Origin of the sequence: Streptomyces dangxiongensis (genome assembly GCF_003675325.1) — a bacterium.
Taxonomy (GTDB): domain Bacteria; phylum Actinomycetota; class Actinomycetes; order Streptomycetales; family Streptomycetaceae; genus Streptomyces; species Streptomyces dangxiongensis.
On sequence record NZ_CP033073.1, the window covers coordinates 722,961 to 735,417 of the forward strand.

13 protein-coding genes are annotated in these 12,457 nt (G+C 74.0%); 9 read left to right on the forward strand and 4 right to left on the reverse strand.

Features of this window, described 5'->3' with window-relative positions:
* Positions 1-59 precede the first annotated feature (59 nt).
* The gene (locus D9753_RS03435; RefSeq protein WP_121785655.1) at positions 60-1,514 is read left to right on the forward strand and encodes an SPFH domain-containing protein; all 1,455 of its coding nucleotides are present in this window, start codon (positions 60-62) and stop codon (positions 1,512-1,514) included.
* A gap of 254 nt (positions 1,515-1,768) precedes the next feature.
* On the opposite strand, the gene D9753_RS03440 is transcribed toward D9753_RS03435, so the two are convergent.
* Positions 1,769-2,197 (reverse strand): hypothetical protein, encoded by a 429-nt coding sequence (locus tag D9753_RS03440; protein WP_121785656.1) that lies wholly within the window; start codon positions 2,195-2,197, stop codon positions 1,769-1,771.
* 122 nt (positions 2,198-2,319) lie between these two features.
* A complete protein-coding gene (locus tag D9753_RS03445; protein ID WP_121785657.1) occupies positions 2,320-2,991 on the reverse strand; it encodes a helix-turn-helix transcriptional regulator in 672 nt (223 codons plus the stop codon).
* A 116-nt stretch (positions 2,992-3,107) separates the two neighbouring features.
* Here D9753_RS03445 and D9753_RS03450 point away from each other — a divergent pair, with 116 nt between their 5' ends.
* From D9753_RS03450 to egtD, 6 genes are all read left to right on the forward strand, one after another.
* Positions 3,108-3,542, forward strand: coding sequence for a cupin domain-containing protein (locus D9753_RS03450; protein WP_121785658.1), 435 nt, complete (start codon positions 3,108-3,110; stop codon positions 3,540-3,542).
* A gap of 94 nt (positions 3,543-3,636) precedes the next feature.
* Complete coding sequence (locus tag D9753_RS03455) at positions 3,637-4,083, forward strand: type II toxin-antitoxin system PemK/MazF family toxin (RefSeq protein WP_121785659.1); 447 nt, start codon at positions 3,637-3,639, stop codon at positions 4,081-4,083.
* A 449-nt stretch (positions 4,084-4,532) separates the two neighbouring features.
* Entirely contained in the window at positions 4,533-5,879 is a 1,347-nt protein-coding gene (gene egtA, locus D9753_RS03460) for an ergothioneine biosynthesis glutamate--cysteine ligase EgtA (RefSeq protein ID WP_121785660.1), read from the forward strand.
* On the forward strand, positions 5,876-7,213 hold the full coding sequence (gene egtB, locus D9753_RS03465; RefSeq protein WP_121785661.1) for an ergothioneine biosynthesis protein EgtB: 1,338 nt from the start codon (positions 5,876-5,878) through the stop codon (positions 7,211-7,213). Before egtA ends, egtB begins: the two co-directional genes overlap by 4 nt.
* Entirely contained in the window at positions 7,213-7,992 is a 780-nt protein-coding gene (gene egtC, locus D9753_RS03470; RefSeq protein WP_121785662.1) for an ergothioneine biosynthesis protein EgtC, read from the forward strand. Before egtB ends, egtC begins: the two co-directional genes overlap by 1 nt.
* The gene (gene egtD, locus D9753_RS03475) at positions 7,989-8,948 is read left to right on the forward strand and encodes an L-histidine N(alpha)-methyltransferase (protein ID WP_121785663.1); all 960 of its coding nucleotides are present in this window, start codon (positions 7,989-7,991) and stop codon (positions 8,946-8,948) included. Before egtC ends, egtD begins: the two co-directional genes overlap by 4 nt.
* Position 8,949: 1 nt before the next feature.
* Here egtD and D9753_RS03480 read toward each other — a convergent pair whose 3' ends face one another.
* Entirely contained in the window at positions 8,950-10,206 is a 1,257-nt protein-coding gene (locus D9753_RS03480; protein ID WP_121785664.1) for an extracellular solute-binding protein, read from the reverse strand.
* Positions 10,207-10,417: 211 nt separating this feature from the next.
* Between D9753_RS03480 and D9753_RS03485 the strand changes: the two genes are divergently transcribed.
* The gene (locus tag D9753_RS03485; protein WP_121785665.1) at positions 10,418-10,639 is read left to right on the forward strand and encodes a dodecin; all 222 of its coding nucleotides are present in this window, start codon (positions 10,418-10,420) and stop codon (positions 10,637-10,639) included.
* Positions 10,640-10,756: 117 nt separating this feature from the next.
* On the opposite strand, the gene D9753_RS03490 is transcribed toward D9753_RS03485, so the two are convergent.
* On the reverse strand, positions 10,757-11,248 hold the full coding sequence (locus D9753_RS03490) for a phosphatase domain-containing protein (protein WP_121785666.1): 492 nt from the start codon (positions 11,246-11,248) through the stop codon (positions 10,757-10,759).
* 186 nt (positions 11,249-11,434) lie between these two features.
* Here D9753_RS03490 and D9753_RS03495 point away from each other — a divergent pair, with 186 nt between their 5' ends.
* A complete protein-coding gene (locus D9753_RS03495; RefSeq protein WP_121785667.1) occupies positions 11,435-12,442 on the forward strand; it encodes an LLM class flavin-dependent oxidoreductase in 1,008 nt (335 codons plus the stop codon).
* The last annotated feature ends 15 nt before the right edge of the window (positions 12,443-12,457 follow it).

Here is a 12,457-nt window from a genome sequence, read left to right on the forward strand (position 1 = left end):
CCGCGCGGGCGCACACTCCCTTCGACCGGTGCCGGACGGGCACCATGCAAAGGGGGCGTATGCCGATGATGATCGGCGTCGTTGCGGGGGCGGTCGTGGGTGCCGTCCTCGTCCTGATCGGTCTGTTCAAGATGATGTGGCGGGTCGCCGAACCCAACGAGGCACTCGTCATCTCCGGGTCGACGCACCGCACCGAGGGGCTCGAGGAGGGCATGGGCTTCCGCATCGTCACCGGGCGCGGCACGATGGTGGTGCCCGGGGTGCAGGCCGTGCGCAAGCTCTCGCTGGACCTGAACGAGACCGAGCTGCACGTGGACTGCGTGACCCACCAGGGCATCCCGCTGAAGGTGCGGGGTGTGGTCATCTTCAAGGTGGGCGACGACTTCGTGTCGATCGCGAACGCGGCCCGCCGCTTCCTGGACCAGCAGAAGCTGATGGCGGAGCGGGTGCACAACGTCTTCGCCGGCCATCTGCGTTCCATCGTGGGCGGGTTGACGGTCGAGGACATGATCCGCGACCGGGAGAAGCTGACCGGGCAGACCCGGGCGGCCTGCGGTACGGAGATGGAGAAGCTGGGTCTGATCGTGGACTCGTTGCAGATCCACGAGATCGAGGATCCGACCGGTTACATCCAGAACCTGGCGATGCCGCACGCGGCGGCCGTGCAGCGGGACGCGCGCATCGCGCAGGCCGAGGCGAACCGGCTCGCCACCGAGGCCGAGCAGCAGTCGATGGCGCGGATGGCGGAGGCGACCCGCGACAGCGAGATCCTCCAGGCCGGCTACCAGGCCGAACGGGACAAGGCCGCGGCGAAGGCCCAGCAGGCGGGCCCGCTCGCCGCGGCGGCGGCCCGGCAGGAGGTCGTCGTCCAGGAGACGCGGGTCGCTGAACTGGAGGCGAACCGGCGGGAACAGCAGCTCCAGGCGGACGTCCGCAAGCCGGCGGACGCCACGGCGTACGAGAAGCGGACCCTGGCCGAGGCCGACCGCGACGCGCGCATCTCGGCGGCGCAGGCCAAGGCGAAGGAGACCGAGCTGGCGGCGGCGGCCGAGGCCGAGTCCACCAAGACCCGAGGTGCGGCGAGCGCCGCCACCACCCGGGCCACCGGTGAGGCGGAGGCCGCCGCCGCGCAGGCGAAGGGTCTGGCGGACGCTGAGGCGATCCGGGCCCAGGGGCTGGCGGAGGCGGAGGCCATCAAGGCTCGGGCGGCGGCACTCGCGGAGAACCAGGAGGCGGTCGTCGCGCAGCAACTCGCCGAGAAGTGGCCGGAGATCGTCCAGGCGGGCGCCTCCGCGTTCGGCAACGTCGACAACATGGTGCTGCTCAACGGCGCCGACGGCATGGGCGAGTTGTTCGCCAAGGCCCTCACCATGGGCGGCACGGGCCTGGGCCTCGCCCGTAAGCTGCTCGCCTCGACGGGAGACAACGGGCAGCCGGTGAACGGGGTTTCACCCTCGCACAACGGGGTGGCGCCGCCGGCCTCGCAGAAGGTGCCCGTGGAGCAGGAGGGCTGATACGGCGGTGGTCCGTGCGGCCGGGTCCCTCACCGGGCACCCCGGCCGCGGGATCCACGAGGCACCCCGGCCGCGTCCCGACAGGGCTCCCGCGGCCGGGGGCCCGTCGGCTGTCCCACCGCGGGGCCGCGCCAGGTGTTCCTGCCGCGAGGGCCACCGGGGTCACCGACTCTCCCGCCGGTCCTCCCCACCGCGGGTCCCACCGCGGGTTCCACCCGGACCCGGCCGCCGCGTCGGGTGTCGCGGTCCCACGGTCACACCGTGAGCAGGGCGACTCCCAGGACGGCCAGGGTCGCGGCCTTGAGGACCTCCAGGGCCACGTACCACAGGTGGCTGCGTGAGCGGGGCAGTTCCTCCCCGGCGAGGACCCGGTCGGACCTGCGGTTCAGGCGGGGCCGGACGACGGCCACCTGGCCGAGGAGCAGCACCGCCACCGCCACGGCCGGCACGACGACCCCGGTGGGACCGTCTCCCACGGCGACCGAGGCGAGGACGACGACCGCGAGGACCGCCTCGACGGCGTTCAGCGCGCGGAACACCAGCCGGCCTATGCCGAGGCCGACGGGGATCGTCACACCCGGGGCACGGAACTTCAGCGGTGCTTCCAGGAAGGAGATCGCCAGCACCATCCCGAGCCACACGAAGGTGACCGCGCTCGCGGTGCCGGCGGACGTGGCGTTCATCGGTGAGGGGCCTTTCTCCGCCCGGACCGCCGGGACCGCGGGTTCGGACGGGTGAGGAGGGGTGACCTTGCGGGACCTCGCGGACGCCGGCCGGGCCGGGTGCCTGGATGAGGGCGGTCGGTTCAGACCGGGGCTGTCGGGGTCAGATGGGCCAGGCAGGACTCAGGTTCGGCGAACGGCTCCAGCGCGGTGGCCGTCAGCGGTGCGCCCAGCCTCGTCAACGCGCCCTGCATCAGGCCCAGATGCAGCGGACACACCAAGTCGCTCCGCTCTTCGGCGAGTTCGAGGAAGGGGCAGTGCCGCAGGCGGATCCGCCGGGCCGGCCGGCCGGGTTCGCCGCCCCCTTCCACCCGGGGCGCGAACCCCAGGCCGTCCAGCAGGGCGACCAACCGGGCCACCGAACGCTCGGCCGTCGGCGGCTCGTGCGGCGGCAGCGGGTCCACCAGGGAGCGGCCCCAGGCGCGGCCCGTCTCCATGGCCTCCGCCCGCGCCTCGGCCGGGTCGGCGGCGGCCCACCGGCTGAGCAGCATGCGGGCGAGGAGCCGGTAGTCGCGGGGGCCGCCGCGGTCCATGCCGGGGCGTGCGGTGTAGACGGTGCGGGGCCGGCCCGGCCCCACCGGTGCCTCCGTACGGCGTTCGACGAGGCCGTCGGCCACCAGACCGTCAAGATGGAAGCGGACGGTGTTGGGATGCAGGCCCATCCGCTCGGCCGTCTCCGCGACGCCGAGCGGCGAGGGGGCGGCGCGCAGCACGTCCAGTGCCTCCCGGCGCCGTGGGCTTTCCCGCGTGCTCACGCCCGGACACCTCTTCCCGTCTGCCGCCCCTTTTTCACGAACCCTACTTGTATTAATTGTAGGCTGGGAGGGGCCCCCAGCGGGCAGAGGAGAACGCGAGACCCTAGGGGAACTCCATGACGTCGCCGTCCGCGAGGGACACCGCACCGGCCGGCCGCACGGCGGCGGACCCGCATGTCCTGTGCGACACCCGTGCGCTGGCCGAGGCACCGCCGGTGCCGGCCGGCGCGTTGTGGAAGCTGGCCGAGAGCGGACGCCAGCTCGACGCCAACGTGGTCCGGCTCGCTCCGGGCGGGCGGATCACCCTTCACACCGAGGCGCAGCTCGACGTACTGCTCCTGGTCGTCGCCGGCGACGGCGTGCTCGGCAAGGGCCCCGCGGCCGAGGAGGAGCCGCTCGGCGAGGGCGCCCTCGTCTGGCTGCCGCACGGCGCGCCGCGCGCCGTCGCCGCGGGTGCGGACGGCCTGACGTATCTGACCGTGCACCGCCGGCGCCCCGGCATGTCGATCGGCGGCGCACCTGCTGCGGGCACGGACGCCGCACCGCGGTGACGCGGCTGACGCGGCAGGCGACGGGCGCCTGCCGCGGAGCGGACCACCGAGGTGCGCGCGGGAGAGCCGCGGAGCGGACCACTAAGGTGCCCGCGTGAGTACGTCCACCGAAGAGAACGTCCCCGGCCGGCAAGGCCCCCATGCCACCACCGAGGCGGACCCGTGCGAGGTCGGCCGGGTGCGCACCGAGTACTCCCCGGCCCCCGACGGCGACCCGGACCCCGGTGAGATCGTGTGGACCTGGGTGCCGTACGAGGAGAACGACGGCCGGGGCAAGGACCGCCCGGTACTGGTCGTGGCACGGGAGGCGGCGGGCACCGTCCTCGCCGTACGGCTGTCCAGCAAGCGGCACGACGGTGACCGGGAGTGGGTGCCGATCGGCGGCGGACCGTGGGACCGGTCGGGCCGGGACTCGTGGGTGGCCGTGGACCGAGTGCTGCGGCTGCACGAGGAGGGCATGCGCCGGGAGGCGTGCGCCCTGGACCGGACGCGGTTCGACCTCGTCCGGCGACGGCTGCACGAGCGCTACGGCTGGACCTGACCGCCCCGCTCCCCCACGTCGGCGGGGGCGGCTGACGCACGGCGGCACAGCCGTCGGTCACGCCCGTGGGGCGGGCGGCCGTCAGGAGCCGCTTCCGGCGGGCCCCGGCGCCCCGCACGCACGGTCCGTCGCGCGCGTCCGCGTGGCGAGCCCGCGCAGGCGCGCGCGACCGGCACCACCCCCGTGGATGCCGCGACCGCGCGCCTGCGGGGTCTCCCCCGTCGTGCTCACGGACGCATCCTGGGTGATGCTGGTGAGCGGTGCAACGGAGTTTCCCGCCCGGGGAACGGTCCGGGACCGCCACAGGAAACGGAAGTGACCGATCCGGAACGTCCTGCCGGGCGCCCTTGTGCGAATCGGCTCGAGGGTCTTGGGTTGGGACGAGTGCCGGCCCCGCCCCACGGCAGACCGAGGCCGGTGACATGGTGGAATCTCAGGAGGATCCCGACATGTCCGAAGCGAAGAACGACGGTGGTGACTGTACGGAGCACCGCACCGCCGTCACCGAAGCCGAGGTGGAGGCCCTGGTCAGGGGCATCTGCTTCAAGACCGGACCGCCCCGCGCGCTCGGCGTCGAGCTGGAGTGGCTCGTCCACGAGCGGGAGCGACCACAGTTCCCCGTCACATCCGAACGGCTCGAAGCGGCCTACGCCGCCCTGCGGGCCGTACCCCTGGGGTCGGCGCTCACCGTCGAACCCGGCGGCCAGCTCGAACTGAGTTCGCCGCCCGCCGCCTCCCTGATGGAGTGCATCGACACCGTCGCCGCCGACCTGGACGCCGTCCGGGCCGTGCTGGCCGAGGACGGTCTCGCTCTCGCCGGCATCGGCCACGACCCCTGGCACCCACCCCGCAGGTTCCTGCGTGAGGCGCGTTACGACGCCATGGAGGCGTGCCTGGACCGCACCGGTCCGGCCGGCCGGCACATGATGTGCGCCTCGGCGTCCGTCCAGGTCTGCGTGGACGCCGGCCACGAGGAGCCCGGCCCGCTGGGACACATACGGCGCTGGTGGCTGGCGCACCAGTTGGGCCCGGTGCTGGTCGCCGCGTTCGCCAACTCCCCGCTGGCCGGGCAACGGCCCACGGGCTGGATGTCCACCCGGCAGCGGTGGTGGACCGACATCGGTGCCGGCCGGGCCGGCGCTCCCCCGCTGAACGCCGAGCCCAGGGCGGCCTGGGCCCGGCACGTGCTGGACTCCCCGGTGATGTGCGTCCGCCGGGACAGCGGGCCGTGGGAGGTTCCCGAGGGGCTCACCTTCCGGGAGTGGATCCGCTCCCGGTCGCCCCGGCCGCCCACCAGGGCGGACCTCGACTACCACCTGACGACGCTGTTCCCGCCGGTCCGGCCGCGCGGCCACCTGGAGCTGCGGATGATCGACGCGCAGCCCGGGGAGAACGGCTGGACCGTGCCGCTCGCGGTGACGGCGGCGTTGTTCGACGATCCGCAGGCCGCCGAGACCGCCTACCGGGCCGTGAAGCCGCTCGCCGAACGGACCCTGAACCGGCCGGCCCCGCACAACCCGCTGTGGGTCGACGCGGCCCGGCGGGGGCTCGCCGACCCGGAGCTGCGCGACGCCGCCGCCACCTGCTTCGAGGCGGCCCTGGAGGCGCTGCCCCGACTCGGGGCCACCGCCCGGGTCAGCGACGCCGTGGCCGCGTACCGGGACCGCTATGTCGCCCGCGGCCGCTGTCCGGCCGACGACCTGCTGGACCGGCTGCCCGCCGGCCCGCCCCGGTCCGGGGCGGCCCCGGCCGGAGGCACGCCCACCGCGCACGGGAGGAAGGACATCCGCGCATGACCGCCCCGCAGACCGACATCACGACCACCGAGACGGACAGCGAGGCCCTGCGGCAGCGGGCGCTGGCCTCCCTCACCACCGCCCGTGACCGCACCACCCTCCTGACGACGTGCGTCGACGAACCGGACCTCACCGCCCAGCACTCCCCGCTGATGTCGCCCCTGGTGTGGGATCTGGCGCACATCGGCAACCAGGAGGAGCTGTGGCTGCTGCGGGCGGTCGGCGGCCGGGAGGCGATGCGGCCCGACATCGACAACCTGTACGACGCCTTCGAGCATCCACGTGCGGAGCGTCCCTCGCTGCCGCTGCTGCCGCCCGCCGAGGCCCGCCGGTACGCGGCCGACGTGCGCGGCCGGGCGCTGGACCTGCTGGACGGGGCGGACTTCCACGGCTCCCGGCTGACCGAGGCCGGTTTCGCCTTCGGGATGGTCGCCCAGCACGAACAGCAGCACGACGAGACCATGCTGATCACCCATCAGCTCCGGCGGGGCCCCCGGGCCCTGACCGCCCCGGACCCGGAACCGGCCCCACCGTTCACCGGTCCGGCCGAAGTCCTGGTGCCCGGCGGCCCGTTCACCATGGGCACCTCGGCCGAGCCATGGGCCCTCGACAACGAACGCCCGGCGCATCCGCGTCAGGTGGCGCCGTTCTGGATCGACACGACACCGGTGACCAACGCGGCGTACCGGGCGTTCGTCGAGGACGGCGGCTACGACACCGAACGCTGGTGGTCGCCGGAGGGCTGGGCGCACATCCGGGGGCACGGCATCACCGCCCCGCTGTTCTGGCGGCGGGACGGCGGCCAGTGGCTGCGGCGCCGGTTCGGGGTCACCGAAGTGGTGCCGCCGGACGAGCCGGTGCTGCACGTGTGCTGGTACGAGGCCGACGCCTACGCCCGCTGGGCCGGGCGGCGGCTGCCCACCGAGACGGAGTGGGAGAAGGCGGCCCGCTTCGACCCGGCCACGGGCCGCTCGATGCGCTACCCCTGGGGCGACGCCGACCCCGCGCCCGAACACGCCAACCTCGGCCAGCGGCATCTGGGGCCCGCCCCCGCCGGCAGCTACCCGGCCGGCGAGTCACCGTTCGGCGTACGGCAGTTGATCGGTGACGTGTGGGAGTGGACGGCGAGCGACTTCCTGCCGTACCCGGGCTTCGGGGCCTTCCCGTACGAGGAGTACTCGCAGGTGTTCTTCGGCTCCGACCACAAGGTGCTGCGCGGCGGTTCGTTCGCCGTGGACCCGGTGGCCTGCCGCGGTACGTTCCGCAACTGGGACCACCCCGTCCGGCGGCAGATCTTCTCCGGGTTCCGCACCGCGCGCTCGGAGACCGGCTGATGTGCCGTCACCTCGCCTACCTGGGAGCCGAGGAGCCCCTGGGCCGGCTTCTGGTCGAGCCCGCGCACAGCCTGCTGCGCCAGTCCTGGGCGCCGCGGCGGCAGCGGTACGGGACGGTCAACGCCGACGGGTTCGGGGTGGGCTGGTACGCCCCCGGGGACCCCGTGCCGGCGCGCTACCGGCGGGCCGGACCCGTCTGGGCGGACCTGTCCTTCGCCGACCTGGCCCGGGTGGTGCGCTCCGGTGCCGTCCTCGCGGCCGTCCGGGACGCCACCCTCGCGGGCGCGGACGCCGAGGCCGCGGCGGCACCGTTCGCGGCCGACCGGTGGCTGTTCAGCCACAACGGCGCCATCGCCGGCTGGCCGGACGCGGCGGCGCCGCTGGCGTCCGCCCTGCCCCCGGTCGACCTGCTGTCCCTCCAGGCCCGTACCGACTCGGCGTTCGTCTGGGCGCTGGTGCTGCACCGGCTGCGGACCGGCGACGAACCCGACCGGGCCCTCGGCGAGACCGTTCGCGCCCTCGCCGAGGCGGCCCCCGCCTCCCGGCTGAACCTGCTGCTCACGGACGGCGCCACGATCTCCGCCACCACCTGGGGCGACTCGCTCTGGTACCGCACCGACCCCGGCCGGAGCACGGTCGTCGCGTCCGAACCGTACGACGACGACCCGCTCTGGCAGGAGGTTCCCGACCGGACCGTGCTCACCGCGAGCCGCGCCGGCGTGCTGCTCACCCCGCTGGAGGATCCGGCGTCCGCATCACCGAAGGAGCCCTGCCGTTGAGTCCCCTGCACATCACCCGCACCCTCCCCGAGGACACGACGGGCGCCGCGCTGCGCGCCGACGTCCTGCACGGTCTCACCTCCACCCCCAAGCGGCTGCCGCCCAAATGGTTCTACGACGCCCGTGGCAGCGAGCTGTTCGAGCAGATCACCGAACTGCCCGAGTACTACCCCACCCGCGCCGAACGGGAGATCCTCGTAGCCCGGTCGGGCGAGATCGCCGCGGCGAGCGGCGCCCGCACGCTGATCGAACTGGGCTCGGGCTCCTCCACGAAGACCCGCTATCTGATCGACGCGCTCCCGCTGTCGGCGTACGTACCGGTGGACGTCAGCGAGAGCGCCCTCACCCAGGCGGGGCAGGCCCTCGTCGAGGAACGCCCGGACCTCGACGTCCACGCGCTGATCGCCGACTTCACCGCCCCGCTCGCCCTGCCGGCCACGCCCGGGCCCCGGCTGGTGGCCTTCCTCGGCGGCACGGTCGGCAACCTGCTGCCGGCCGAGCGCGCCGCCTTCCTGGCCTCCGTGCGGGCGCTGCTCGACCCGGGCGACGGGCTGCTGCTCGGCACCGACCTGGTCAAGGACGAACGGGTGCTGGTCCGGGCGTACGACGACGCGGCGGGGGTGACGGCCGCGTTCAACAAGAACGTGCTGGCCGTCATCGACCGGGAGCTGGGCGCCGACTTCGATCCGGACACCTTCGACCATGTGGCCCTGTGGGACGCCGGGCGGCAGTGGATCGAGATGCGGCTGCGCTCCCGTACCGCGCAGACGGTGAAGGTGCCCGCGCTGGGCCTCGCCGTGGACTTCGCGGCGGGTGAGGAGTTGCGCACGGAGGTGTCGGCGAAGTTCCGCAAGGACGGGGTGACGACCGAACTGGCCGCCGCCGGGCTGGAGCTGACCCACTGGTGGACGGACGCGCCGGGCCGGTTCGCGCTGTCGCTGAGCGTGGCGCGGTGAGTCAGCCGACGTCCGGGGCGAGTTTCCCGGTGATCGCGCGGGAGGCCTTGCGGGCCTCGGGCGCCGGGTCGGCCCCGTTGAGCACCCGGGTCATGTACTCCTTGATCGGGTTGTCGGCCTCGACGTCGGCCCACTGAGGGGTGTTGGGGGTCGCCCGGCCGTGCGCCGCGCCCGCGGCCATGGCGGCGACCCCCTCCTCACCGGCGACCGCACCGGCCAGCGAGGTCTTGTTGGGCACGTAGTTCATGGTGCGGGCGAGTTCGGTGTCCCACTTGGCGCCGGTGAGCGCCCCGACGACGGTGGTGGCGGCGAACTGGTCGCCGGTGTTCTGCGGGACGACGAGGTCGGAGCCGCCGGTGAAGACGGTGCCGGGCCGGCCGGCGGTCCGGCCGGGCACCGGGAAGAAGCCGAGCTTGTCTTTCAGGCCCGGGTTCTGCCGCACGACGGACTGGGCGAGGCCGGGTACGGCGACGATCTGCGCGACCTTGCCGCCGGCGAACACCCCGGCCTGGGGCGGGTGTTCCTCGTCGGCGTCCACGGGTCCCTCGCCCAGCGCCTGGAGGCGCCGGTAGAAGTCCATGCCGCGCAGCGCGGCGGTTGTGTCCAGGGTGCCCTGCCACTCGTAGTCCTTCTCCCGGGCGAGTTCGCCGCCCTCGTCCCAGATGAAGCCGGACAGGGTGTACCAGTCCTGCCCGGCCAGGTAGATGCCCTGCGTGCCGTCGGAGTCGAGCTTTGCGGTGTCGGCGAGCCATTCGTCGCGGGTCTTCGGCGGGCGGGTGATGCCGGCGCGCTCGAACGCGTCCTTGCGGTAGATGACGACCCGGTTGGCCGCGTACCAGGGGATGCCGTACTGCTTGTTGCCGTCCCTGCCGGGCTGGGCGAGGCCGGGCAGCCACTTCTCCTTGCCCCAGTCCCGCATCGACTCCAGCGTGAGGTCCACGAGCCGGCCGTCGTCCGCGTACAGCGGCACCTGGGTGTTGCCCACCTCGATGACGTCCGGTCCGTCGTCCGCGCCCGGTCTCAGCGCGGCGCGGACCTTCTCCACGATGCCGGTCCACTCCTGGATGCGGATGTCCAACCGCAGGTCGCCGTGGGTGCGTTCGAAGTCCGCCGTGAACCGGCGCAGGAACTCCTTGGACGCGCTGTCCTTCATCAGCCACACCGTGACGGTCTTCCGGTCGTGTCCGCCGGGGAGCATCCCGCAACCGCTGACGAGGGATCCGGTGACACAGAGGAGGGCGATCAGACGACGTCTCACGAGGGGTCCTGTTCTGTCTGGCACGGCACTGCGGACAGGGGTGGGGGCCCGACGTGGGGGGACGAGCGACGGCGCTCGTACGGGTGTGCTGGATTTTGGTATGGACCAATGCGGAGGTCAAGGGCTACCGGGCGGTACGCCCGTGACGCGCGTGCGAGCCGGGCGCGGATACGGCACGGTGGAGTACGCGTGAGACGAGAGGAGCACCCGCATGTCGAACCACACCTACCGGGTCACCGAGATCGTCGGCACCTCGCACGAGGGCGTCGACCAGGCCATCCGCAACGGCATCGCCCGCGCCGACCAGACGCTGCGCAACCTGGACTGGTTCGAGGTGACCCAGGTCCGCGGCCAGATCGAGAACGGCCGCATCGAGCACTACCAGGTGGGCATGAAGGTCGGCTTCCGCATCGAGGACGAGGGCGGCTCCTGAGCCACCCCGGCGCGCACCACGCCCCTCCCGGCGCCCGGCGCAATCCGGCCGGTGCCGGGTGCGGCCGTCCCGGCGTCGCTTGCGGCCGTAGCCGCGTCCGGCACGGCCGCCCCGCCGTCAGGTGCGGCCGTCCCGCTCCTGCGCCTCCTCCAGCGCGGCCGACTTCGCGGCCCAGCGGGCCCGGACGACGGTGAACCCGGCGCGCTCGGCGTCGTCGCACACCAGCTCGTCGTCGTCCACCAGGAAACGCACCTCGCGGTCCCGGGCCAGCCGGCGCAGGACCCGCAGCTTGGTGAAGCGGGCGGGCCTGCGGTCGGCGTCGCTCCGCATGTGCACGCGCCCCTCGGGCAGTCCGTGGGCCGCGAGCCACTCCAGGGTGTCCCGGCGGCACCGCTCGGGACGGCCGGTGAGGTACACGACCTCACAGTCCCGGGCGCTCTCCACGGCCAGCGCCACCCCCTCGGCGAGCGGCGGGTCCTGGGGGGCGGCGTCGAAGAACGCGTCCCAGTCGCGCGGGCGGCCGGACAGGAAGTGCTGCCGGTGAGCGGTGTCGGTGAGCGTGTTGTCGAGGTCGAACACGGCGAGCGGGCGACGGCTGCTGTCGGTCACACCGGCCACCCTAGCCAGCCGCCCGACCCCGGCAACCCCGCCGACCCGCGCACCGTCCACCGCCGCTCGCCGTGGTCCGCGCCGAGACCGCTGACCGCGCCTACCGCGCCGACCCCACCGACCGACTGCCCCCGCCGACCCCACTGCCCCCGGGAATCCCGGGGTCGCCGGGGCGTTGAACCCTGCGTGAGCAGCTCACTGATCGCCCGGACCCGGTTCTCCCTCCTCGACCGCTCCCGCACCCGCGAGGGGCACCCGCCCGCCGAGGCGCTGCGGGACACCGTCGCGCTGGCGCGGGAGGCGGAGGCGCTCGGCTTCCACCGGTTCTGGGTGTCCGAGCACCACGGCGTGCCGGGTGTCGCCGGTTCCGCCCCGACCGTGCTGGCCGCCGCGGTCGCCGCGGCCACCCGTACGATCCGGGTCGGCACCGGCGGCGTCATGCTGCCCAACCACCGGCCGCTGGTCGTCGCCGAACAGTTCGGGGTGCTGGAGTCGCTGTTCCCCGGGCGGATCGACATGGGGCTGGGCCGTTCCGTGGGCTTCACGGACGGGGTACGCCGGGCCCTCGGCCGGGACAAGGGGGACGCCGAGGACTTCGGGGCGCAACTCGGCGAGCTGCTGGACTGGTTCACGGTAGGTTCACCCGCCGGGGTGCACGCCCGCCCGGCGGAGGGACTGTCGGTGCCGCCGTTCGTGCTGGCGATGGGCGACGGCGCCCGGATCGCGGCCGACGCGGGGCTGCCGATGGTGATCGGGGACCTGCGCGACCGCGAGAGGATGCTCCGGGGCATCGACCGGTACCGCTCCCTGTTCCGCCCCTCCCCCTGGGCGGCCGAGCCGTACGTGGTGATCTCCGGCACGGTCGCCGTCGCCGGTACCGAGGCGGAGGCGCGCCGGCTGCTGGTCCCGGAGGCGTGGTCGACGGCGTACTCCCGCACCCACGGCACCTTCCCGCCGCTCGCCCCCGCCGAGTCCGTCGAGGCCCGCCCGATGACCGTCAGGGAACGGGACGTCTACGAGTCCGCTCTCGCCGGGCACATCGCCGGCACCGCGCAGCAGGTCGCCCACGAGCTGGAGGCGGTCCTGAAGGAGACGGAGGCGCAGGAGGTCCTGGTCACCACCAGCACCTACGACCGGGCGGCCCTGCTGGACTCCCACCGGAGGCTCGCCGCGCTCCTCGCGCCGCGCCGGTGAGGTGCCCGAGATGCG